The organism is Paracoccus sp. BR5-17 (assembly GCF_055693925.1).
Genome location: NZ_JBVFUV010000003.1, coordinates 945986 through 966664, shown reverse-complemented (window position 1 = coordinate 966664; position 20679 = coordinate 945986). Strand labels below are relative to the sequence as shown.

24 protein-coding genes and 1 pseudogene are annotated in these 20679 nt (G+C 68.3%); 15 read left to right on the top strand and 10 right to left on the bottom strand.

Annotation, left to right across the window (positions count from 1 at the left end; translation table 11 throughout):
• Position 1 precedes the first annotated feature (1 nt).
• From ACZ1HC_RS06150 to hrcA, 8 genes and pseudogenes are all read right to left on the bottom strand, one after another.
• Positions 2–655 carry a c-type cytochrome, methanol metabolism-related gene (locus ACZ1HC_RS06150; RefSeq protein ID WP_472699198.1) on the bottom strand — a complete coding sequence of 218 codons (654 nt, stop codon included), beginning with the start codon at positions 653–655 and terminating at the stop codon, positions 2–4.
• A 184-nt stretch (positions 656–839) separates the two neighbouring features.
• A pseudogene (locus ACZ1HC_RS06145) lies at positions 840–2636 on the bottom strand (methanol/ethanol family PQQ-dependent dehydrogenase); the annotation flags it as partial.
• A 163-nt stretch (positions 2637–2799) separates the two neighbouring features.
• The gene (gene fghA, locus ACZ1HC_RS06140; RefSeq protein WP_472699197.1) at positions 2800–3633 is read right to left on the bottom strand and encodes an S-formylglutathione hydrolase; all 834 of its coding nucleotides are present in this window, start codon (positions 3631–3633) and stop codon (positions 2800–2802) included.
• A complete protein-coding gene (locus ACZ1HC_RS06135) occupies positions 3623–4780 on the bottom strand; it encodes an ATP-dependent Clp protease proteolytic subunit (protein ID WP_472699196.1) in 1158 nt (385 codons plus the stop codon). Before ACZ1HC_RS06135 ends, fghA begins: the two co-directional genes overlap by 11 nt.
• A 78-nt stretch (positions 4781–4858) precedes the next feature.
• Complete coding sequence (locus tag ACZ1HC_RS06130) at positions 4859–5989, bottom strand: S-(hydroxymethyl)glutathione dehydrogenase/class III alcohol dehydrogenase (protein WP_472699195.1); 1131 nt, start codon at positions 5987–5989, stop codon at positions 4859–4861.
• Between the two features lie 90 nt (positions 5990–6079).
• Positions 6080–6664 carry an S-(hydroxymethyl)glutathione synthase gene (gene gfa, locus ACZ1HC_RS06125; protein ID WP_472699194.1) on the bottom strand — a complete coding sequence of 195 codons (585 nt, stop codon included), beginning with the start codon at positions 6662–6664 and terminating at the stop codon, positions 6080–6082.
• A gap of 140 nt (positions 6665–6804) precedes the next feature.
• Positions 6805–7335, bottom strand: a complete 531-nt coding sequence (locus tag ACZ1HC_RS06120) for a nucleotide exchange factor GrpE (protein WP_472699193.1) — start codon at positions 7333–7335, stop codon at positions 6805–6807.
• A 6-nt stretch (positions 7336–7341) separates the two neighbouring features.
• Complete coding sequence (gene hrcA, locus ACZ1HC_RS06115) at positions 7342–8397, bottom strand: heat-inducible transcriptional repressor HrcA (RefSeq protein WP_472699192.1); 1056 nt, start codon at positions 8395–8397, stop codon at positions 7342–7344.
• Positions 8398–8467: 70 nt separating this feature from the next.
• Here hrcA and rph point away from each other — a divergent pair, with 70 nt between their 5' ends.
• Genes rph through ACZ1HC_RS06085 form a run of 6 tightly spaced genes read left to right on the top strand, consistent with a single transcriptional unit; the run spans position 8468 to position 12269 of the window.
• Complete coding sequence (rph, locus tag ACZ1HC_RS06110) at positions 8468–9181, top strand: ribonuclease PH (protein WP_472699191.1); 714 nt, start codon at positions 8468–8470, stop codon at positions 9179–9181.
• Positions 9178–9786 (top strand): RdgB/HAM1 family non-canonical purine NTP pyrophosphatase, encoded by a 609-nt coding sequence (gene rdgB, locus ACZ1HC_RS06105; protein ID WP_472699190.1) that lies wholly within the window; start codon positions 9178–9180, stop codon positions 9784–9786. The genes rph and rdgB overlap by 4 nt, the downstream gene beginning before the upstream one ends.
• A complete protein-coding gene (locus ACZ1HC_RS06100; protein ID WP_472699189.1) occupies positions 9779–10153 on the top strand; it encodes a RidA family protein in 375 nt (124 codons plus the stop codon). Before rdgB ends, ACZ1HC_RS06100 begins: the two co-directional genes overlap by 8 nt.
• 2 nt (positions 10154–10155) lie before the next feature.
• Entirely contained in the window at positions 10156–11349 is a 1194-nt protein-coding gene (gene hemW / locus ACZ1HC_RS06095; protein ID WP_472700794.1) for a radical SAM family heme chaperone HemW, read from the top strand.
• Position 11350: 1 nt separating this feature from the next.
• A complete protein-coding gene (locus tag ACZ1HC_RS06090; protein ID WP_472699188.1) occupies positions 11351–11704 on the top strand; it encodes a YbaN family protein in 354 nt (117 codons plus the stop codon).
• A 1-nt stretch (position 11705) separates the two neighbouring features.
• Positions 11706–12269 carry a DNA-3-methyladenine glycosylase gene (locus ACZ1HC_RS06085; protein ID WP_472699187.1) on the top strand — a complete coding sequence of 188 codons (564 nt, stop codon included), beginning with the start codon at positions 11706–11708 and terminating at the stop codon, positions 12267–12269.
• On the opposite strand, the gene tpa is transcribed toward ACZ1HC_RS06085, so the two are convergent.
• Positions 12266–13645 (bottom strand): hypotaurine--pyruvate aminotransferase Tpa, encoded by a 1380-nt coding sequence (tpa, locus tag ACZ1HC_RS06080; RefSeq protein ID WP_472699186.1) that lies wholly within the window; start codon positions 13643–13645, stop codon positions 12266–12268. The genes ACZ1HC_RS06085 and tpa overlap by 4 nt on opposite strands.
• A 171-nt stretch (positions 13646–13816) precedes the next feature.
• On the opposite strand from tpa, the gene ACZ1HC_RS06075 reads away from it, so the two are divergent.
• The 4 genes from ACZ1HC_RS06075 (at position 13817) to ACZ1HC_RS06060 (ending at position 15109) form a co-directional block, all read left to right on the top strand.
• Positions 13817–13984 carry a helix-turn-helix domain-containing protein gene (locus ACZ1HC_RS06075; RefSeq protein ID WP_472699185.1) on the top strand — a complete coding sequence of 56 codons (168 nt, stop codon included), beginning with the start codon at positions 13817–13819 and terminating at the stop codon, positions 13982–13984.
• Positions 13978–14385, top strand: a complete 408-nt coding sequence (locus ACZ1HC_RS06070; RefSeq protein ID WP_472699184.1) for a cupin domain-containing protein — start codon at positions 13978–13980, stop codon at positions 14383–14385. Before ACZ1HC_RS06075 ends, ACZ1HC_RS06070 begins: the two co-directional genes overlap by 7 nt.
• 90 nt (positions 14386–14475) lie before the next feature.
• The gene (locus tag ACZ1HC_RS06065) at positions 14476–14814 is read left to right on the top strand and encodes a hypothetical protein (protein ID WP_472699183.1); all 339 of its coding nucleotides are present in this window, start codon (positions 14476–14478) and stop codon (positions 14812–14814) included.
• On the top strand, positions 14804–15109 hold the full coding sequence (locus tag ACZ1HC_RS06060; protein WP_472699182.1) for a hypothetical protein: 306 nt from the start codon (positions 14804–14806) through the stop codon (positions 15107–15109). Before ACZ1HC_RS06065 ends, ACZ1HC_RS06060 begins: the two co-directional genes overlap by 11 nt.
• Positions 15110–15143: 34 nt before the next feature.
• Here ACZ1HC_RS06060 and ACZ1HC_RS06055 read toward each other — a convergent pair whose 3' ends face one another.
• A complete protein-coding gene (locus ACZ1HC_RS06055) occupies positions 15144–15407 on the bottom strand; it encodes a hypothetical protein (protein ID WP_472699181.1) in 264 nt (87 codons plus the stop codon).
• Positions 15408–15568: 161 nt separating this feature from the next.
• On the opposite strand from ACZ1HC_RS06055, the gene ACZ1HC_RS06050 reads away from it, so the two are divergent.
• From ACZ1HC_RS06050 to ACZ1HC_RS06030, 5 genes are read left to right on the top strand one after another with little or no spacing between them, the layout of a single operon-like run.
• Positions 15569–16093 (top strand): 2Fe-2S iron-sulfur cluster-binding protein, encoded by a 525-nt coding sequence (locus ACZ1HC_RS06050; RefSeq protein WP_472699180.1) that lies wholly within the window; start codon positions 15569–15571, stop codon positions 16091–16093.
• Positions 16090–17058: an FAD binding domain-containing protein gene (locus ACZ1HC_RS06045; protein ID WP_472699179.1), complete on the top strand. Its 969-nt coding sequence runs from the start codon at positions 16090–16092 to the stop codon at positions 17056–17058. The genes ACZ1HC_RS06050 and ACZ1HC_RS06045 overlap by 4 nt, the downstream gene beginning before the upstream one ends.
• Before the next feature lie 2 nt (positions 17059–17060).
• On the top strand, positions 17061–19232 hold the full coding sequence (locus tag ACZ1HC_RS06040; RefSeq protein WP_472700793.1) for a xanthine dehydrogenase family protein molybdopterin-binding subunit: 2172 nt from the start codon (positions 17061–17063) through the stop codon (positions 19230–19232).
• Positions 19232–20155, top strand: coding sequence for an XdhC family protein (locus ACZ1HC_RS06035; RefSeq protein ID WP_472699178.1), 924 nt, complete (start codon positions 19232–19234; stop codon positions 20153–20155). Before ACZ1HC_RS06040 ends, ACZ1HC_RS06035 begins: the two co-directional genes overlap by 1 nt.
• Positions 20152–20673, top strand: coding sequence for an NTP transferase domain-containing protein (locus ACZ1HC_RS06030; RefSeq protein ID WP_472699177.1), 522 nt, complete (start codon positions 20152–20154; stop codon positions 20671–20673). The genes ACZ1HC_RS06035 and ACZ1HC_RS06030 overlap by 4 nt, the downstream gene beginning before the upstream one ends.
• Positions 20674–20679 lie beyond the last annotated feature (6 nt).

Here is a 20679-nt window from a genome sequence, read left to right as displayed (position 1 = left end):
CTTACATCGACATGCAGGAATCTTCCTGCGCCGTGTATTCCTCGGACTTGTCGGCGCGTTCGGCGGGACGGCCCCGCGGGATCGCCCCGGTGCCGTGGGCCAGCAGATACACGTAGATGTCGTCGATGTAGCACCAGACGTTCTTGTTGGTCCCGAAGGCCGGCATGACGGAATTGGTGCCCTGGCGCCCCGAGGCCACGACCTGCTGGAAGTCGTAATAATCCATGCGCAGCACCGAATCCTTCAGGGCCGGGGCGTAGGTCGAGCCCTCGCCATCGGGGCCGTGGCAGACATGGCATTCCGCATGATAGCGGCGGAAGCCGTTGAAGGTCGCGAAATCGACGACGCCGTTCTCGACCTTGAAGGTCGGGATGCCCTCGGCGTTGTACCAGCGGCCGTTTTCCTGCGCGACGGGCGTGATGTCCATGCCGTTGGGCAGGACCGTCGCGGTTCCGGCGGCCTCGGCGGGGGCGCCCCCTTCCGCCGCGTCCCCGGCCGCGGGTTCCGCCGCCGCCGTGGCGCCAGAGGTCGCGGCAGCCGCGCCTGCCCCGGCCGCAGCGGGCGGCGGGGTCTGGCTTTCCGCGTCCTGCGCCGCGGCGGTCGTTGCCACGGTGGCGGCAAGAACCAGCGACGCAAGGCTGGTGATGGCGTTCATGCTGTCATTCCTCCCAAAGGCCAATATACCCGTCCTCCCCAGGTAAAACTCCCCCCGAGATTAACTTCGGGGGGAGCGTTGGATAGCGCAACCTCGCCTTGTCAGGCCGAAAGTATTAGCCGCTGGTGCCGCCTTCGGCGGGCGCCGGTTCCGCAGCGGGCTCGGCCGCGGCCGAGGCCTCGCCCGGCAGTTCGAACACGGTCAGCTGGCCGCCCAGTTCGGTGTAATCCGACAGCGCGGCATAGCCGCCCACCGCGCCCAGGCCGTCGTTCGGGTTGGTCAGCCCCGCCGCAAGGCCGATGCCCGCCCAGCCGCCGACCCCGGACAGGATGCCGATATACTGCTTGCCGCCGTGTTCATAGGTCATCACGTTGCCGATGATCCCCGACGGGGTCTTGAAGCGGTAAAGCTCCTCGCCGGTGTCCGCATCGACCGCCTTCAGGAAGCCTTCCAGCGTGCCGTAGAAGACCACGTCGCCAGCCGTCGCCAGGGCGCCCGACCAGACCGAGAACTGCTCGGGCAGGGACCACTTGATCTCGCCGTTGACGTTGTCCCAGGCGATGAAGTTGCCCATGCCGCCGTGGCTTTCGGGGGCGGGATACATGGACAGGGTGGCGCCGACATAGGGCTGCCCGGCCGTGTAGGCGACGCGGAAGGGTTCGTAATCCATGCAGACGTGGTTCGTCGGCACGTAGAAGGTCTGCGTCTTGGGCGAATAGGCCGCCGGCTGCTGGTCCTTGGAACCGAGGGCCGCGGGGCAGATGCCGGTGACGTTGTTGTCCTCGCCGCCCTGCGAGGTAGAATATTCCGCCACGACCTGCGGGCGGCCATAGGTTTCCGAATTCGGATCCATGTCCACGCCGGTGGTCCAGTTCACCGCAGGGTCGTATTTCTCGGCCACCAGCAGTTCGCCCGTCTCGCGGTCGAGGGTGTAGGCCAGGCCGTTGCGGTCGAAATGGGTCAGCAGCTTGCGCTGTTGGCCGTCGATCTCCTGATCCGTCAGGATCATCTCGTTGACGCCGTCGTAGTCCCATTCGTCGTGGGGCGTCATCTGATAGAACCACTTGGCCATGCCGGTGTCGGCATCGCGGGCCATGATGGTCATCGACCACTTGTTGTCGCCCGGCCGCTGCGCGGGGTTCCAGGTGGACGGGTTGCCGGTGCCGTAATAGATCAGGTTCAGGTCCGGGTCATAGGAATACCAGCCCCAGGTGGTGCCGCCGCCGATCTTCCACTGGTCGCCTTCCCAGCTGTTGAGGCTGCTGTCGGCGCCGATCGGCTTGCCCAGATGGGTGGTGTTTTCGGGATCGACCAGCATCTCCTCGTCGGGGCCGGTGGAATAGGCCTTCCAGACCTCGGTGCCGTCGGCCAGGTTATAGGCGGTGACGCGGCCGCGCACGCCGTATTCGCCGCCCGACACGCCGACGATGACCTTGTCCTTCACCGGCAGGACGGTGGCGGTGTTGGTCTCGCCGATGGCGGGATCGCCGGTCTTGACGGACCACTTCACCTCGCCGGTCTTGGCATCCAGGGCCACCAGCGTGGTGTCGGCCTGGTGGCTGATGATCATCCCGTCGGCATAGGCCACGCCGCGATAGACCGTGTCGCAGCACATCACCGCGATCACCTCGGGGTCCTGCTGCGGCTCGTAGCGCCACAGGATCCGGCCGTCATTGGCCAGGTCCAGGGCGAAGATGTTGTTGGGGAACGGCGTGTGGACATACATGATGTCGCCGATCACCAGGGGGCTGCCCTCATGCCCGCGCAGCACGCCGGTCGAGAAGGTCCAGGCCACCCGCAGATCGCCCACGTTGTCGCGGTTGATCTGGTCCAGTTCGGAATAGCGATGGTTGGCATAGTTGCCGGTCTGGATCGCCCATTGTTCGGGCTTGGCGGTTTCGGCCAGCACGCTTTCGTTGGCCCAGCCGGCCGTGCCCGTCAGAAGCAGCACGGCGACCGTGCTGTTCAGCAATCTTTTCATGAAAGTTCCTCCGCTGTTGGAAGCGTGCGACAGGTTCCCTCCTCCCGTCGCCGTCCTGGAGGCAGTCTTGGGCCGGCCATGCCCTGCGTCAATCAGCCCTTCCGGCAAATGCCCCTAAAGTCTTAGGCCATTTGCCAAAAATGCCGGGAAGGTTCGGCAAGGGTCACAGCAGCCGTTCGGCGTGCCACATCACGTGGTCGGCCATGAAGGACTGCACGAAGAAGTAGCTGTGGTCATAGCCCGGCTGCATGCGGAACTGCCCCGGCTGGCGGCGGGCCATCATCGCCTGGGCCAGCGCCTCGGGGCGCAGCTTGTCCAGGAACTGGTCGGCGCTGCCCTGGTCGATCAGAACCTCGCCGGGATAGCCCCTCTCGGCCATCAGGATGGTGGCGTCGTGGGCGCGCCAGGTGCTGCGGTCCTGGCCCAGATAGGCGGTCAGCTGCTTGCGGCCCCAGTCGGATTCGGTGGGGTTGGCGATGGGCGCGAAGGCCGATACCGACCGGAAGCGGTCGGGGTGGGTCATGGCGATGGTCAGCGCGCCGTGCCCGCCCATCGAATGGCCGGTGATGCCCATCGCCTCGGGGTCGATGGCGAAGCTGCCGGCCACCAGTTCGGGCAGCTCATGGACCACATAGTGCCACATCCGGTAATGCGGCGCCCAGGGATCCTGGGTGGCGTCCACATAGAAGCCCGCGCCCTGGCCCAGGTCATAGGCCTCGTCGTCGGCGACATCATCGCCGCGCGGCGAGGTGTCGGGGAAGACGATGGCGATGCCGGCCTCGGCGCAGGATGCCTGGGCCGCGGCCTTGGTCATGGCGTTTTCGTGCGTGCAGGTCAGGCCGGACAGATACCACAGGACGGGCACGCGTTCGTGGGCCACCAGTTCCGGCATGAAGACCGCGAAGGTCATGTCGGTGCCGGTCGCCTGCGAGCGGTGGCGATATACGCCCTGCGTGCCGCCGAAGCTGCGGTTTTCGGAAAGGGTTTCAAGGCTCATCGGCTGCTCCTGTCAGATCGTGGAACATGACCAGCGCATCGACGTAGCCATGCCGGGGGTGAAGAAACGCGCCGGGAAGGCGCCCGACAATGGCAAATCCCGCCTTCTGCCACGAATGAACGGCATCGGCATTGATCGAGACGACGAAGTTGAACTGCATCGCCCGGAACCCCTGGTCCCTTGCCCAGGACTTTGCATGGGTCACCAAGGTGGCCGCGATCCCCCGGCCCCGCGCCTCGGGATGGGTGGCGAAGCTGGCATTGGCGACATGCGCGCCCGGGCCCGGCCGGTTGCGCCCGACATGGCTGGTGCCCAGGATGCGGCCCCCGGCTTCGGCCACGAACACGGTGAACGGCGCGGCGAACCAGTCCCCCAGCGCGTCCTCGGGGGTGATGTCGCGCGGGATGCAATAGGTTTCGCCCGCGCGATAGACCGGCTTCAGGATCGCCCAGATGGCGCCCCGGTCGGCGTCGGTGGCGGGGCGGATCGCCACCCCGCCGGCCGTCATTTCCAGTTCGTCCACGCTGCGGATGACCTTGCCCAGCAGGCCATAGTCCAGGGCTTCCTGCGTGTTCAGCCAGAAATCGCGCTGCGTGTCCTGTTCGATGCGTTCGACCGTCTGGCCGGTAGCCTCGGCGAAGATCTGGTTCAGCCGGTCGCGCATCAGACGCACCTGTTCGGCCTGGATCATCATGTCCGACGAGGTGCCGCCGATCCCGCCCGAGGGCTGGTGGATCAGGAAGCGCGTGTTGGGCAGGCAGAAGCGGTTTTCCTTCTTGGCGGCCACGAAGATCAGCGCGCCCGCCGACGCCACCCAGCCCGAGCCGATGGTGCGCACGGTGGGGCGGATGAACTTGATCACGTCGTGGATCATGTCGCCCGATTCCACATGCCCCCCAGGCGAGGAGATCAGCATGTTGATGGGCTTGTCGCTGTCCTCGGCCAGGGCCAGCAGATGGGCCACGGTGCGCTGCGCCAGCTTGTCGTTGATCGTGCCGGCGACGATCACCGTGCGCGACTTGAAATACAGCTTGCCGATCTTGTCGCCTTCGGGAAGCCCCAGGCCGCCGTCCTTTTCGCCCTCGTGGCGCCGGTCGTCCTCCTCGGGTTCGTCGTCGTCGTCATCGTCCAGCCACTGGTGACGCATCGGCCTGCTCCTTCTTTTCCTCATGGCGACGGCGGGACCATGGCCCCGCCGTTTCTTTACCTATGCAGGGATGAAGGATCAGTAAAGGACGACCGAGCGGATCGACTCGCCCTTGTGCATCAGGTCGAAGCCCCTGTTGATGTCGTCCAGCGGCAGGGTGTGGGTGATCATCGGGTCGATCTCGATCTTGCCGTCCATGTACCAGTCGACGATCCTGGGCACGTCGGTGCGGCCCCGGGCGCCGCCGAAGGCGGTGCCCTTCCAGACGCGGCCGGTGACAAGCTGGAACGGGCGGGTGCTGATTTCCGCGCCGGCGGGCGCCACGCCGATGATGATCGACTGGCCCCAGCCGCGATGGGTGCATTCCAGCGCATCGCGCATCACCTTGACGTTGCCTGTGGCGTCGAAGCTGTAATCCGCCCCGCCGATCTGGTCGAAGGGCGTCTTGGTCATCTCGACGATGTGCTGGACGATGTTGCCGTCGATCTCCTTCGGATTGACGAAATGCGTCATGCCGAAGCGTTCGGCCATCGGCTTGCGGTCGTTGTTCAGATCGACGCCGATGATCATGTCCGCGCCCGCCAGCCGCAGGCCCTGGATCACGTTCAGACCGATGCCGCCCAGGCCGAAGACCACCGCCTTGGCGCCGATCTCCACCTTGGCGGTGTTGATGACGGCGCCGATGCCCGTGGTGACGCCGCAGCCGATGTAGCAGATCTTGTCGAAGGGCGCGTCCTCGCGGACCTTGGCCACGGCGATTTCCGGCAGCACCGTGTAGTTGGAAAAGGTCGAGCAGCCCATGTAGTGCCGGATCGGCGTGCCATCCAGCATCGAGAACCGGCTGGTCCCGTCAGGCATCAGGCCCTGGCCCTGGGTTCCCCGGATCGCCGTGCAGAGGTTGGTCTTGCCCGACAGGCAGGACGGGCACTGGCGGCATTCCGGCGTATAGAGCGGGATGACGTGATCGCCCGGCTTGACCGAGGTCACGCCCGGCCCGACCTCGACCACGATGCCCGCACCCTCGTGGCCCAGGATCGCCGGGAAGATCCCTTCGGGGTCGTCGCCCGAGCGGGTGAATTCGTCGGTGTGGCAGATGCCGGTGGCCTTGATCTCGATCATCACCTCGCCCTGTTTCGGGCCTTCCAGGTTGACCTCCATCACTTCCAGCGGACGGCCAGCCTCCAGGGCTACGGCGGCACGGGTTCTCATCGCTTGTCTCCTCTCGGTTCGGGCATTCTTCTCAAAGCCACAGGGGCCGCGTCGCGGCCCCGTGGTTGTGCGTGGGCTCTGCCGGGGCCGTCAAGCCGCCAGCTTGCCCGAGCGCCTGGCGACATGGGTGGCGATGGCGTCCATCAGCGGCGGGGACAGCGCGTCGTAGGGTTCCAGACCCAGTTCGCGCAGCCGCGCCCGGATGCCGTCCATCCGCGCCGGATCGACGCCCGATTCGATGACGCTGCTGACGAAGGCCGCAAATTCCGGCGCCGCCCAGCCTTCCTCGTCCGACAGTTCGGTATGCACGAAGTCCAGGCCGTAGAACGGGTGGTCCTTGTTCTCGATCCGGCCATACATGTGCACGCCGCAGTCCCGGCAGGCGTAACGCTGGATCGGCGCGTCCCTGTTGACGACCTCAAGCTTGTCGCCGTTCTCCAGAACCTCGACCGCGTCGCGCGACACCACCGCCACCATGCTGAAGATCGCCCCGTCGGGCTTCCAGCACTTGGTGCAGCCGCAGACGTGGTTGTGGGCCGTCTGCGCCCCGACCCGGACCCGAACCGGATCGGTCGCGCAATGGCAGGTCAGAACCCCGCCCGAAAAACTGGCGGTGGCCGGGGCAATGCCCCGATCGACGGCAGGGTGGATCTTCACCCCTTCAGTGCTGGCCATGGTTCTTCCTCCCGATGAACCGAACGTCCTGCAACCGTCGCGCCATCGGGAAGGTTCGGCAAGTCGGAGGAAGGTTGTAGCGCCCCGGCGGCCGGGGCGCGACCGCGGCGTTCCCGCAGGCCGCCGGCCAGCGGCCCGGGTCAGCTAGCCGGGGTGGACGAGACGCCGACCTTGGCCGGGCGAAGCAGCCGGTCATGCAGGCGGAAGCCGTTGTCCATGACCTGGATGATCTCTCCGGCGGTGGTGCCGGGAACGGCGGCCTCGAACATGGCCTCGTGTTCGGCCGGGTCGAACCTGTCGCCCGGCTTGGGCGTGATGACGGCGATGCCGTGCTTGGCAAAGACGTTCGAGAGTTCGCGCAGCGTCAGTTCCACCCCCTCGATCAGGGCCGAGGCGGCGGCGCGCTGTTCGTCGGTGGCGGCGTCCAGCGCCCGGGTCAGCGCATCGTGGACCGGCAGCAGGTCGCGGGCCAGGCGCGAGCCGCCGTATTGTTCGGCGTCGCGGCGGTCCTTGTCGGCGCGCTTGCGCGCGTTCTCGGCATCGGCCAGGGCGCGCATCCACTTGTCGCGCAGTTCGTCGCGCTCGGCCTTCAGGGCGGCGATCTCCTCCGAGGGATCGGCCAGGGGATCCGCCAGGATGTCGTCAATGGGCTGTTCGTTCTGCTCGTTCATCGTCCTTCATCCTTTCCGGCCGGACAGCACCCGCCCGACCAGTTGCGCGGTATAGTCGACGATCGGCACGATGCGGCCATAGTTCAGCCGGGTCGGTCCGATGACGCCCACCGCGCCTACAATCTTTCGGTCGGCATTCATATAGGGTGAAACGACCAGAGCGGAACCCGAAAGCGAAAAAAGCTTGTTTTCCGACCCGATGAAGATCCGCACGCCCTCGCCCTTCTCGGCCAGTTCCAGGAACTCGACGATGTCGCGCTTGCGTTCCAGGTCGTCGAACAGAACCCGGATGCGGTCCAGATCCGCCGCCTCCTGGTCCAGAAGGTTGGACCGGCCCCGCACGATCAGCCGCGGATCGCTGGACCCGCCGTCCCACAGCGCCAGCCCCGACTGGACCAGTTCGGCGGCCAGCACGTCCAGTTCCTGCCGCCGCGCGGCGATCTCGCCGCCGATCTGGCCGCGCAGTTCCGACAGCGTCTTGCCCTCGGCCATGGCGTTCAGGAAATTCCCCGCCTCGCGCATCGAGGAGGGCGTCTGCCCCGCCGGCGGGGTGAACAGGCGGTTTTCCACGTGCCCGTCGGCAAAGACCAGCACCACCAGCGCCCGGTCGGGGCCCAGGCTGATGAACTCGATATGGCGGATCGGCGCCTCGTGCTTGGGCATCAGCACCAGCGACGCGCCCCGGGTGATCGAGGACAGCGCCGTGCTGACCCGGTCCAGCAGCACGCCGGTGTCGGGATCGTCGTTGCCCAGCGTCTGGTCGATGGCGGCGCGGTCGGTGGCGTTGACGGTGTCCACCTCCAACATGCCGTCCACGAACAGCCGCAGCCCCTGCTGCGAGGGCATCCGCCCGGCCGAGACATGCGGGCTGTCCAGAAGCCCCATGTATTCCAGATCCTGCATGACGTTGCGGATGGTCGCCGCGCTCAGCTTCTCGGACAGCTCGCGCGTCAGGGTGCGCGATCCCACCGGCTCGCCGGTCTGCAGATAGATCTCGACCACGCGGCGGAAGATCTCGCGCGATCGGTCGTTCATGTCCTGCAGAGGCGTCTTCTGGTCCATGTCCCTCGCGGGGTTGCGTGAAGGGCCGGTGGGGCGGTATGGGGCGGCATCTTCGCGAAAGGAACGAACGATGCGCCCGTCTGGCCGGAATTTAAGCCAAATGCGTCCGATTTCAATCGAAACCGGCGTGATGGCCCATGCCGAGGGGTCGTGCCTGATCCGGGTCGGCAACACCCATGTGCTGTGCAGCGCGACGCTGGAGGAAACGCCGCCGCGGTTTCTGAAGAGCACCGGGCTGGGCTGGGTGACGGCGGAATACGGGATGCTGCCGCGCGCCACCAACACCCGCAACCGGCGCGAGGCCGCCACCGGCAAGCAGTCGGGCCGCACCCAGGAAATCCAGCGCCTGATCGGCCGCAGCCTGCGCGCAGGCGTGGACCGGGTCGCCCTGGGCGAACGCCAGATCACCATCGACTGCGACGTGATCCAGGCCGACGGCGGCACCCGCTGCGCGTCGATCACCGGCGGCTGGGTAGCGCTGCGGCTGGCGGTGAACAGGCTGTTGAAGGCGGGCGCGATCACCAGCGACCCGATCATGGACCATGTGGCGGCCGTCAGCTGCGGCATCTATGCCGGCCAGGCGGTGCTGGATCTGGACTATGCCGAGGACAGCGAGGCGGGCACGGACGGCAATTTCGTGCTGACCGGCGCGGGCCGGCTGATCGAGGTGCAGATGTCGGCCGAGGGCGCGACCTTCTCGCGCGATCAGATGGGGCAGTTGCTGGATCTGGCCGAGGCAGGCATGGCCGAACTGGTCGCCGCCCAGAAGGCCGCCCTGGCATGAGGCGCTTCGACGGCACCCGACTGCTGGTCGCCACCCACAACGCCGGCAAGCTGGAGGAGATGCGCGCCCTGCTGGCGCCCTACGGCGTTACGGTGGTCGGCGCGGCCGAGGCCGGCCTGCCCGAGCCCGAGGAAACCGAGACCAGCTTCGTCGGCAATGCCCGCATCAAGGCGCGCGCCGCCGTGCAGGCCACCGGCCTGCCCGCCCTGTCCGACGACAGCGGCATCTGCGTCGATGCCTTGGGCGGCGCGCCGGGCGTCCACACCGCCGACTGGGCCGAAACCGGCCAGGGGCGCGACTTCCGCATGGCCATGCAGCGCACCTGGGACGAACTGGAATCGCGCAATGCCCCTGCCCCACGGACCGCCCAGTTCCGCTGCACGCTGGTGCTGATGTGGCCCGACGGCCATGACGAGGTGTTCGAGGGCGTGCTGCCCGGCCAGGTCGTCTGGCCGCCGCGCGGGGTTGAAGGCCACGGCTACGACCCCATCTTCATGCCGGACGGGCATGACGTGACCCTGGGGGAAATGTCGCCGGCGATTAAGAACAGCCTCAGCCATCGCGCGCGGGCGGTAGAGCAGATGATAAGGGGCAGCTTTGCATAGGATCTCGACCGGATCGCCCTTCGAGGCGGCCCTGGCCTATAGCCGCGCGGTGGTGAAGGGCGACTGGTGCTTCGTGTCGGGCACCACCGGATACGACTATGCCACCATGACCATGCCCGACGATCCCTGCCAGCAGGCGCGCAACTGCTTTCACACCATCTTCGCGACCCTGGTCGAGGCGGGCTTTGCCCCGGGCGACATCGTGCGGGTGCAATACACCCTGACCGAGGCGGCCCTGATCGACGCCATTGCCCCTGCCCTGGTCGAGGCCCTGGGCGACATCCGCCCGGCCGCGACCATGGTCATCGCCGGCCTGATCCGGCCCGAGATGAAGGTCGAGGTCGAAGTCACGGCGATGCGCGCATGATGATGCCGGGGCCGGACAGCTTCGCGGAAGACTGGCGGGCCGGGGGTTTCGGCCTTTACGTCCACTGGCCCTTCTGCGCGGCCAAGTGCCCCTATTGCGATTTCAACAGCCATGTGGCCTCGGTCGTGGATCAGGCCCGCTGGGCCGCCGCGCTGTCGTCCGAGATCGCCCGGCTTGGCGCCGAACTGCCGGGTCGCCACCTGGGCAGCATCTTCCTGGGCGGCGGCACCCCTTCGCTGATGGAACCCGAGACGGTGGACACGGTCCTGCGCGCCGCCCGCGCCGCCTGGGGTTTCGCCAACGACATCGAGATCACGCTGGAGGCCAACCCCACCAGCGTCGAACGCGGCCGCTTCCTGGGCTTTGCCCAGGCGGGCGTGAACCGGCTGTCCATGGGCATCCAGGCGCTGAACGACGCCGACCTGCGCGCCCTGGGCCGCCTGCATTCCGTGGCCGAGGCGCGGGCCGCCTTCGACGTGGCCCGGTCCTGCTTCGACCGCGTCAGCTTCGACCTGATCTATGCCCGGCAGGGCCAGACGCGCGCGGCCTGGCGCGCGGAACTGACCGAGGCCCTGTCGATGGCCGTGGATCACCTGTCGCTGTATCAGCTGACCATCGAACCCGGAACCGCCTTCGGCGCGCGGGCGGCGGCGGGCAAGCTGCGCGACCTGCCCGACGACGATCTGGCCGCGGACATGTATCTGGACACCCAGGATCTCTGCGAGGCGGCGGGCATGGCGGGCTACGAGACGTCGAACCACGCCCGGCCGGGGGCGGAAAGCCGCCACAACCTGGTCTACTGGCGGCAGGGAGACTGGGCGGCGGTGGGTCCGGGCGCGCATGGCCGCATCACGCTGCCGCCATCCCCGGCGGGATCCGGCGGGCGCTTCGCGACCGAGGCACACGTTGCCCCCGGCGCCTGGCTTCACGCGGTCGAGACCGCGGGAACGGGCGAATCCCTGCGCGCGTTGGTGCGCGGGGATGAACAGGCAACCGAGTATCTTCTGATGGCGCTGCGACTGGCCGAGGGACTGGACGAAGCCCGCTATGCGCGGCTGGCCGGCGCGCCGCTGGACGATGGCGCCATCCGGCGCCTGACCGACCTGGGCATGGTCGGGCGCCAGGGCGGCCGGTTGCGCACGACGCGCCGGGGCCGCCCCCTTTTGAACGCCATCCTGCGCGAACTGGCGGCCTGAGATGCGTTCCCTGTGGTATGCCCTTGGCATTGTGTCGCTGGCGATCGGCCTTGTCGGCGTCGTCCTGCCGGTGGTGCCCACCGTGCCCTTCCTGCTGCTGGCGGCGGCGGCCTTTGCACGCAGCAGCCCAAGCCTGGAGCGGCGGATCCTGAACCATCCCACCTATGGGCCGCCGGTGCGCGCCTGGCGCGAACGCGGGGCGGTCAGCCGCCTGGCCAAGATCTGGGCCACCCTGGCGATGGCCTGCGGCGTGGGCTTCAGCCTGATCGCCGGGATGCCGCTGTGGGTCGTCACCACGCAGGCGATGATCTGCACGGCGGTCGGGGCCTATCTCGTGACCCGGCCGGAACACTGACATGACCGGCGCGGGCTTCCGCGACCGGATCGCCGGTCTGGATGCCGTCGATCTGGCGCGCCGGCTGATCGGGGCCGTCCTTCTGGTGCGCGGCGCGGGCGGCATCGTCATCGAGACCGAGGCTTACGGGCGCGAGGATCCCGCGTCCCACAGCTTTCGCGGCCCGACAGCGCGCAACGCCTCGATGTTCGGGCCGGCGGGACATGCCTATGTCTATCGCTCCTACGGCATCCACCTGTGCCTGAACGTCGTGGCCCGCCCCGGCGAAGCGGTGCTGATCCGCGCCCTGCAGCCCACCACGGGGATCGAGGCGATGGCAGCGCGCCGCAACAGCCCGCTGCTGTGCAACGGCCCCGGGCGGCTGACCCAGGCGCTTGGCATCCGCCCCGATGACGACGGCGCGCCTTTCGACGGGCCCGACCTGACGATCGCGCTTGGCGCAAGCCGCGATGACCTGCTGACGGGACCGCGCATCGGCATCAGCCGCGCGCGGGACCTGCCCTGGCGGTTCGGGCTGGCCGGGGCAAGGGGCCTCAGCCGGCCGTTCCCCCCGCAGGCCGCCTAGGCCATCACCCGCGTCAGCGCGGCGTCGATGGCGTCGGTGAGGCGGTCGATGTCGCCTTCCGTGGCGATCAGCGCCGGTGACAGGCAGAGCGTGTTGTTGAGCCCGGGCAGCGAGCGGTTGGTCGCGCCGATGATGACACCCTGGCTCAGGCAGTCGGCCACAACGGCCTGCACGCGCTTTTCGTCCAGCGGTTCGCGGGTGGCGCGATCGGCCACCAGTTCGGCCCCGCAGAACAGGCCCTTGCCGCGCACGTCGCCGATGACCGCGTGACGATCCTGCAGCGCGCGCAGGTTCGCCATCAGCCGCGCGCCCATGGCCAGGGTGTTGTCCAGAAGCCCCTCGTCCTCGATGATGCGCATGTTTTCCAGCGCGGCCACCGGTCCCGCCGTGCAGCCCCCGAAGGTCGAGATGTCGCGGAAATAGCCCAGCGGATCGGAGGCGTCGTCCTTGAACATCTCGAACACGGCTTCCGTCGTGACGGTGCAGGAAATCGCTGCGTATCCCGAGGCGACCCCCTTGGCCATGGTCACGAAATCGGGCTCGATCCCGTAGTTCTGGTAGCCGAACCAGGTGCCGGTGCGGCCCAGGCCGCAGACCACCTCGTCGATGTGCAGCAGGATCCCGTACTTGCGGCAGATCTCCTGCACGCGCGGCCAGTATCCCTTGGGGGGCGTGATGACGCCGCCCCCGGCGGTGACGGGTTCCAGAACGATCGCGCCCACCGTGTCGGGGCCTTCGCGCAGGATGACCTCCTCGATGGCGTCGGCGGCGCGTTCGCCATAATTCTGGACATCCCACTGCGCCCGGTATTCCAGGCAATGGGGCACGCGCACGAAGCCGTCGGGATAGGGTCCGTATTGCGCCGCCCGCTGGTCCTGGCCGCTGGTCGCCAGCGTGCCGATGGTGGTGCCGTGATAGTCGCGGTCGCGATAGAGGATCTTCCACTTGCGGCCGCCATGCCGGCGCGCGGCGATCTGGCGGACCATCTTGTAGACCTTCTCGTTGGCCTCGGACCCCGAGTTCGAGTAATAGACCCGGCTCATCCCCGGCATCTTCTGGATCAGCCGTTCCGCAAACAGCGCCGCCGGCACGTTGCCTGCCGCCCCCGCGTAATAGTTCAGCTTCACCAGCTGGTCGCGGATGGCGTTGGCGATGCTTTCGCGGCCGTAGCCCACGTTGACGGTCCAGACGCCGCCCGACACCCCGTCCAGGTATTCCCGGCCGTTGGTGTCCCACAGCCGCATCCCCTTGCCTTCCACGAAGACGCGCGGATCGGCGGTCTCGTAGGGCTTGTGCTGGCTGAGGTGGTGCCAGACATGGGCGCGGTCGGCGGCGACCACATGGGACAGGTCGTTCACGGGATGGTCGAGGGACATGGGGCAGGCTCCGGCAAGGCCAGGCGGCGCCAGGGCCGCGGATGGCGACAAGATCGGCGCCAGTGTCGGGCGATCCCGCCGTTTGGGCAATGGTGATTTTCGCCCCACGGCCAGCTTGTTGATCCGGCAGGGTTCTGGCAGCATCCGCTTCGGATCGGAAGCAGGCGAGCGATGGCCCGGCAGGACGAGGACGCAGACCGGCTGGTGGCGATGCGCCTGCGCGTCGTGCGGCGGTCGGTGGGCCTGTCGCAGCGCGAACTGGCGCGCCGGGCGGGCGTCGGCAGCGGCACGATCTCGCAGATCGAGTCGCTGTCGCTGAAGCCTCGGTCTCGGTGCTGAAGCGGATCCTGGACGCGGTGCCGATGGATCTGGGGACCTTCTTCAGCTTCAATCTGACGGCCGATCAGGCCCAGGTCTTCCGGCGCGCGGACCACGTGAACATCGGCGCGCCGGGCATCAGGTATATGCTGCTGGCCGCGCAGCGTCCCGGCCGCGCCATCCAGATGCTGCACGAGTTCTACGAGCCCCAGACCACTTCGGGCCGCCATGTCCTGTCCCATGCCGGCGAGGAATGCGGCATCGTCATCCGCGGAACGCTGGAGGTCACCATCGGGGACGAGGTGCATGTGCTGAACGCGGGGGACGGGTATTACTTCAGTAGCAGCCTGCCCCACCGGTTCCGCAACATCGGCACCGCCGTCTGCGAGGTCGTGAGCGCCTGCACGCCCCCCAGTTTCTGAGGCGCGCGCGCCGTCTTCCCGGGGCCGGCGGGCCGGTATCCGTTGCCGCGAATGTCAGGGAACCGGGCTTGCCGACCGCCGTTACCAAGCATGTCACAACCCGCTGATCCCCTGTCCCATCCCGCCCCCCTGACCGAGGGGCTCGAGCGCCTGGACATCGAGGCCGCGGCATCCGCGGCCCGGCATCGCCGCCACCCGGTCGTCAGGGCCCTGGGCGCGGCCATCGTCGCGCGCGACCAGCCCGTGCTGGCCGCGCCCGCCATCGCCACCGCCATCCTGATGTCGGGGATTCAGGTGCCGCGCGCCAGGCAGTACCCCAGCGACGTCGCGGCCGGGGCGGCGCCTGGCCTTGCCGCCGCCGGGCTGGTCAACCTGCTGCTTCCCCCTCTTCAAGAACCCCATCCCAAGGAGAACGACCATGTCGGATAACGCCACCAGGACCCTCTCGGCCGTGTTCGAGACGCGCGAGGCCGCGGATTATGCCATCGAGCATCTGGTCCAGCAGCATGGTCTGAACCGTGCCGACATCTTCGCCGAGCCGCAGGGCGATCGGAATACCGCCGGCAGCAGCCCCTCGGGCGGGGATGCGAACAAGGGGGACACCCCGTCCGATCCGGCCCTGAACGGCGCGGTCCGGGTGTCGGTGGACGCCGTGCAGGACCAGGCCGAGGCGGTCCGGGCCACCTTCCAGGAGATGGGCGGCCAGGACATCGACGCGCGCTAGCCGGTCCTTGGCCGGGCGCTTCCTAGCCAGGGGATCATTCGCCGGACACGAACTTGTTGAAGCGGCTGGTGTCCCCACCGGCCGTCTTGTCCTGATAGAGAAAACTCAGGCCATTGTCGTCGAAGATCCGGAAGAACTCGTCCCAGTCGATGCGGGTCAGGTTCTCCTCGGGCTCGCCGAAGTCGATGCGCAGGATGCCGCCCTTGCCGCCGGTATCGACCTTGGCGGGATGACCGTCGCGGGCCTCGGCCCAGGCGCGGATGGTGTCGTGATCGCGGGTGGTTTGGGATTGGGACATGACAGGCTCCGATGGTGTTTCCCCGGCCAAACGCCGCGGCCCGGTGCCTGTTCCGCCGGCCGTGTCGTCGGGGCAAACGGGGCAGGCCGATGGAACGCGGCGCCGCCCCAGTGGTTAATGCCTGCCACCTGCCAGCATCAAGGCCAGCATCCGGGGACCCCATGCAGATCAGACTTCACGTGAACGGCGCAGTCCATGACCTTGACCTGGACCCGCGCACGACGCTTCTGGACGCGCTGCGTCACCACATCCGGCTGACCGGAACCAAGAAGGGCTGCGACCACGGCCAGTGCGGCGCCTGCACGGTTCTGATGGACGGCCGCCGGATCAATGCCTGCCTGACGCTGGCCTGCATGGCCGATGACGCGCAGATCACCACCATCGAGGGCCTGGGCACGCCCGACCGGCTGTCGCCCCTGCAGCAGCAATTCCTGGACCATGACGGCTTCCAGTGCGGCTATTGCACGCCGGGGCAGATCTGTTCGGCCACGGGGATGCTGGAAGAGATCGCGGCCGGCTGGCCCAGCCACGTCTCGGACAGCCTGGAAGGCCCCTTCGAGCTGACCCATGCCGAGATCGCCGAGCGGATGAGCGGCAACCTGTGCCGCTGCGCCGCCTATACCCACATCGCCGCGGCGATCCGGCAGGCCGCCCGCGCGGACGACCGGCGCGAGGACGCGGCATGAGAGAGTTCACCTATCATCGCGCCGCATCGGTGGCCGACCTGCCGGCGGGCGCCACCATCATCGCCGGCGGCACCAACCTGCTGGATCTGATGAAGCTCGAGGTGATGGCCCCGGATGCCCTGGTGGACATCACCCACCTGGATCTGGACCGGATCGAACCCTACGAGGGCGGGCTGCGCATCGGGGCGCTTGTCAGGAACAGCGATCTGGCGGCGGATCCGGTGATCCGGCGGGATTATCCGGTCCTGTCGCGCGCCCTTCTGGCCGGCGCCAGCGGGCAGTTGCGCAACATGGCGACCACCGGCGGCAACCTGATGCAGCGCACGCGCTGCCCCTATTTCTACGACCGCCGCATGGCCTGCAACAAGCGCGAGCCCGGCACCAGTTGCGCGGCCCAGGGCGGGGTGACCCGGCACCATGCGATCCTGGGCCAGTCCGAGCATTGCATCGCCACCTATCCCGGCGACATGGCGGTTGGCCTTCTGGCGCTTGACGCGGTGATCCAGATCGACGGGCCCTCGCCCCGCCAGGTGCCTCTGGCCGATTTCCACCTGCTGCCCGGCGACACGCCGCATATCGAGACGGTCCTGAAACCCGGCGAGATCATCACCGCCGTGATCCTGCCCGCCCCCGTCGGTGGCCAGCACCGCTATCGCAAGGTGCGCGACCGGGCGTCCTATGCCTTTGCCCTGGTCTCGGTGGCCGCCGTGATCCGCACCGAGGGCGGGCGCATCAGCCATGCCGCCTTGGCCTTCGGCGGCGTCGCGGCCAAGCCCTGGCGCGACCGCGAGGCCGAGGCGGTGCTGCTGGGCCGGGAACCCTCGGATGCGCTGTTCAACGAGGCCGCCGACATCCTGTTGCGCCAGGCCCGTGCGGAAGGCGATCATGCCTTCAAGATTCCCCTGCTGCGCCGCAGTCTTGTGGCGACGCTGCGCGATGCGACCGGACTGGAGGCCAAGGCATGACCCTGACACGTCACCTGAGGGTCGATGGACCCAACCACGATGACCGGCTGGACATGATGGCCCAGGGCGTCCTGGGCCAGCCCCTGAACCGGCTGGAAGGGCCGCTGAAGGTCACCGGCCGCGCCACCTATGCCGCCGAGGCGCATCCGGCGGGCATGGTCTATGGCGTGCTGGTCCAGGCGACCATTCCCGCCGGCAAGGTGCTGGAGATCGGCGATGCGCCGGGCGCCCTGGCGGTGATCCACGACAAGCGGATGGTCCGCTATGCCGCGCAGGGCATGGACAAGAAGGGGCCGACCTCGGGACCCGACCGGGTCGAATACATGGGCCAGTCGGTGGCCCTAGTGGTGGCCGAAACCTTCGAGGCCGCGCGCCACGCCGCGCAGAACCTGGCCATCCGCTACAAGCCCGAAAGCGTGCCGGTCGAACCGGACGCCGTGACCCCGGAACTGCCGCCGAAAAAGCAGTCTACGGCCGGCAACGTGGACAAGGCCATGGAGGAGGCCGCCGTCACCCTGGACCGGGTCTGGCACACGCCGTCGCACATGGGCGCGGCGATGGAGCCCCATGCCGCCATCGCGGAATGGGACGGCGATCAGGTAACGATCCGGGCCGCGCTGCAGATGCTGTCGTCCAACCGCAAGCAGATGGCCGACGCCCTGGGAATCAAGGAACAGAACCTGCGGCTCCTGTCGCCCTATGTCGGCGGCGGCTTCGGCTCGAAGCTGGGGATCAATGCGGAAGCGGTCTCGGCGGCCATCGCCGCCCGGGAACTGGGGCGGCCGGTGATGGTCGCCATGACCCGCCAGCAGGTCTTCGAGCTTGCGCACCGCCGGTCCGAAACGCGCCAGCGCATCCGGCTGGCCTGCGACGCGGAAGGCCGGCTGACGGGCATTGGGCACGATTCCCGGGTCTCGAACCTGCCCGACAGCGAATTCGTCGAGCCGGTCGGTCAGGCCACCCCCTTCACCTATCAGGCCGAACATCGGCAGGTGACCCATGCGGTCGCGCGCATCCACCGCGGATGCGCCGGATCGGTCCGCGCCCCCGGCGAGGCGGTCGGGGTCACGGTCTTCGAATGTGCCATGGACGAACTGGCCGAGGCGACGGGAATCGATCCGGTCGAATTGCGCCTGCGCAACATCCCCGATGTCGAACCGACGACCGACCGCCCCTTCTCGAGCCACAAGCTGGCGGAGGCGCTGCAGGAGGGCGCGCGGCTGTTCGGCTGGTCCGACCGCAGGCCCACCGGCCAGCGGATCGAGGGGGAATGGATGATCGGCATGGGCATGGCCGCCGCCGTGCGGGTGAACATGCTGATCGAATCCCGGGCCCGCGTCACCCTGGTGCAGGACGGCCGCGCCATCGTCGAAACCGACATGACCGACATCGGCACCGGCACCTATACCATCCTGGGCCAGCTTGCCGCCGAGATGCTGGGCCTTCCGGCAGACCGGGTCGAGGTCAGGCTGGGCGATACCGACTTTCCGCCCGCCTCGGGATCGGGGGGATCCTTCGGCGCCGCCTCCAGCGGCAACTCCGTCTATCTGGCCTGCGAGGAAATCCGCAGCCAGATCGCCCGGGCCATGAACTGCGACGAGGCGTCGCTGACCTTGCAGGACGGCATGGCGCGGGCCGGCAACGTCTCGAAGCCGCTGTCCGAGCTGATCGAGGGCCAGATCGTCGCCGAGGGCCATCTTCAGCCGGGCAAGACCGAGAAATCCCACCGCCAGGCCACCTGGGGCAGCCATTGGGCCGAGGTGGCGGTCAACCGCTGGACCGGAGAGGTGCGCGTGCGCCGCATGATGGGCGTGTTCGCCTGCGGGCGGGTCCTGAACGAGAAGACCGCGCGGTCGCAGTGCCTGGGCGGCATGAGCTTCGGCATCGGCATCGCTCTGACCGAGGCGATGGAACACGACCCCCGCGACGGCCATACCGTCAGCCGCGACCTGGCGGAATACCATGTCCCGACCCATGCGGATGTCCCGGCGCTCGAGGTGCATTTCCTGCCCGAACGCGACGCCTATGTGGGTCCGCTTCAGGCCAAGGGCCTGGGCGAGCTGGGCATCTGCGGCGCGGGCGCGGCGGTGCTGAACGCGATCCACAATGCCTGCGGCGTCAGGGTCCGCGACCTTCCGGCGACGCCCGACAAGATCATCGGCGGGCTTGCATGATGCTGGCCGGCCCGCGCGACGCGGCCGTTGCGCCCCTGGACGACGATCCGCTGTCCGCGGCGGCGGGCTGCGGGGACGCGGTTCTGGCGATCATCACCGGCATCGTCGGGCCGTCCTATCGCCCGTTGGGGGGCATGATGACCTTCTGCGGCGACCGGCAGGTCGGGTCGCTCAGCTCGGGCTGCATCGAGCAGGATCTGGCCACCCATGCGCAGCGAAGCCTGACCCAGGGGCCGATGACGGTCCGCTACGGCGAAGGTTCGCCCTGGTTCGACCTGCGCCTGCCCTGCGGCGGCGGGTTGGAGATCGCGCTGATCCCGCGTCCCTGCCCTCGCCTGCTGGAGGATCTTCTTTCGCTGCGCCGCGCCCGCCGCGAAGCCGCCCTGTGCGTCACCCCGGATCTGCGCCTGACCCCGGCCGAGGCGGGACCGACCGGCCCGGTCGGCGACGGCCTGCGCATCAGCCTTCCGCCCCCGCCCCGGTTCCTGATCTTCGGACAGGGCGAGGAAGCCCCGGTCTTCGCGGGGCTGGTGCAGGCGGCCGGCTACCCGCACCTGCTTTTCACGCCGGATCAGGCCACACTGGCCAAGGCAAGGGCCAAGGGCGCCGAGGCACGGCTTCTGCATTGGCCGGCCTTGCCCGCCGACCTGGACATCGACGCGCGGAGCGCCGTGGTGCTGTTCTTCCACGATCACGACTGGGAACCGCCCATCCTGGCCAAGGCCCTGGCCTCGCTGGCCTTCTATATCGGCGCGCAGGGCTCGATGCGGGCACGGGACACCCGCCTGGCCCGGCTGAACCAGCTTGGCATGACCGAGGGGCTCGAGCGGCTTCACGGACCCATCGGCCTGATCCGCTCTGCCCGGGATCCCCGCGTCCTGGCGGTTTCGGTTCTGGCCGAGGTTCTGGACAAGGTGCCTTGACGACGATCATCCTGCTGGCCGCAGGATCGTCCAGCCGCTTCGGGCCCCTGTGCAAGCTGCAGGCGCCCTATCATGGCAAGCCCTTGGTGCGGCATCCGGCCGAGGCGATTCTGGAAACCGGCCTTCCCGCCCTGGCGGTGGTCGCGGATCCCGCTGTCGAAGCCCTGCTGCCCGAGTTTTCGGTGATTCGCGTGGCCCCCGGACCCCAGTCGGCCTCCCTGAAGGCGGGCCTTTCCCGCGTGTCCAACGATGATGCCTTGATCGTTCTGGGGGATATGCCGCATGTGACGGCGGCGCTGATCCGCCGCGTGGCTGCCGCTCCGGCACCCGCGACAGCCTGGGATGGCGACCGGATCATGCCGCCGGTCAGCATCCCCGCAACCCTGTTTCAGGATGTGACCAAGCTGACAGGGGATCGCGGCGCCGCATCCCTGCTGCGGGACCGGCGGGATCTGCGACGGATCGAGGTCGCGCCGCAGGTCTTGAAGGACGTGGATCGTCCGGCGGATCTGGAATGACGCCGG

What these genes read in the sequence shown, in the direction of transcription:
- ACZ1HC_RS06150 (WP_472699198.1), bottom strand. Translation starts at nt 655, where the DNA reads ATGAACGCCATCACCAGCCTTGCGTCGCTGGTTCTTGCCGCCACCGTG.
- fghA (WP_472699197.1), bottom strand. Translation starts at nt 3,633, where the DNA reads ATGAGCCTTGAAACCCTTTCCGAAAACCGCAGCTTCGGCGGCACGCAG.
- ACZ1HC_RS06135 (WP_472699196.1), bottom strand. Translation starts at nt 4,780, where the DNA reads ATGCGTCACCAGTGGCTGGACGATGACGACGACGACGAACCCGAGGAG.
- ACZ1HC_RS06130 (WP_472699195.1), bottom strand. Translation starts at nt 5,989, where the DNA reads ATGAGAACCCGTGCCGCCGTAGCCCTGGAGGCTGGCCGTCCGCTGGAA.
- gfa (WP_472699194.1), bottom strand. Translation starts at nt 6,664, where the DNA reads ATGGCCAGCACTGAAGGGGTGAAGATCCACCCTGCCGTCGATCGGGGC.
- ACZ1HC_RS06120 (WP_472699193.1), bottom strand. Translation starts at nt 7,335, where the DNA reads ATGAACGAGCAGAACGAACAGCCCATTGACGACATCCTGGCGGATCCC.
- hrcA (WP_472699192.1), bottom strand. Translation starts at nt 8,397, where the DNA reads ATGGACCAGAAGACGCCTCTGCAGGACATGAACGACCGATCGCGCGAG.
- rph (WP_472699191.1), top strand. Translation starts at nt 8,468, where the DNA reads ATGCGCCCGTCTGGCCGGAATTTAAGCCAAATGCGTCCGATTTCAATC.
- rdgB (WP_472699190.1), top strand. Translation starts at nt 9,178, where the DNA reads ATGAGGCGCTTCGACGGCACCCGACTGCTGGTCGCCACCCACAACGCC.
- hemW (WP_472700794.1), top strand. Translation starts at nt 10,156, where the DNA reads ATGCCGGGGCCGGACAGCTTCGCGGAAGACTGGCGGGCCGGGGGTTTC.
- ACZ1HC_RS06090 (WP_472699188.1), top strand. Translation starts at nt 11,351, where the DNA reads ATGCGTTCCCTGTGGTATGCCCTTGGCATTGTGTCGCTGGCGATCGGC.
- ACZ1HC_RS06085 (WP_472699187.1), top strand. Translation starts at nt 11,706, where the DNA reads ATGACCGGCGCGGGCTTCCGCGACCGGATCGCCGGTCTGGATGCCGTC.
- tpa (WP_472699186.1), bottom strand. Translation starts at nt 13,645, where the DNA reads ATGTCCCTCGACCATCCCGTGAACGACCTGTCCCATGTGGTCGCCGCC.
- ACZ1HC_RS06075 (WP_472699185.1), top strand. Translation starts at nt 13,817, where the DNA reads ATGGCCCGGCAGGACGAGGACGCAGACCGGCTGGTGGCGATGCGCCTG.
- ACZ1HC_RS06065 (WP_472699183.1), top strand. Translation starts at nt 14,476, where the DNA reads ATGTCACAACCCGCTGATCCCCTGTCCCATCCCGCCCCCCTGACCGAG.
- ACZ1HC_RS06060 (WP_472699182.1), top strand. Translation starts at nt 14,804, where the DNA reads ATGTCGGATAACGCCACCAGGACCCTCTCGGCCGTGTTCGAGACGCGC.
- ACZ1HC_RS06055 (WP_472699181.1), bottom strand. Translation starts at nt 15,407, where the DNA reads ATGTCCCAATCCCAAACCACCCGCGATCACGACACCATCCGCGCCTGG.
- ACZ1HC_RS06050 (WP_472699180.1), top strand. Translation starts at nt 15,569, where the DNA reads ATGCAGATCAGACTTCACGTGAACGGCGCAGTCCATGACCTTGACCTG.
- ACZ1HC_RS06045 (WP_472699179.1), top strand. Translation starts at nt 16,090, where the DNA reads ATGAGAGAGTTCACCTATCATCGCGCCGCATCGGTGGCCGACCTGCCG.
- ACZ1HC_RS06035 (WP_472699178.1), top strand. Translation starts at nt 19,232, where the DNA reads ATGCTGGCCGGCCCGCGCGACGCGGCCGTTGCGCCCCTGGACGACGAT.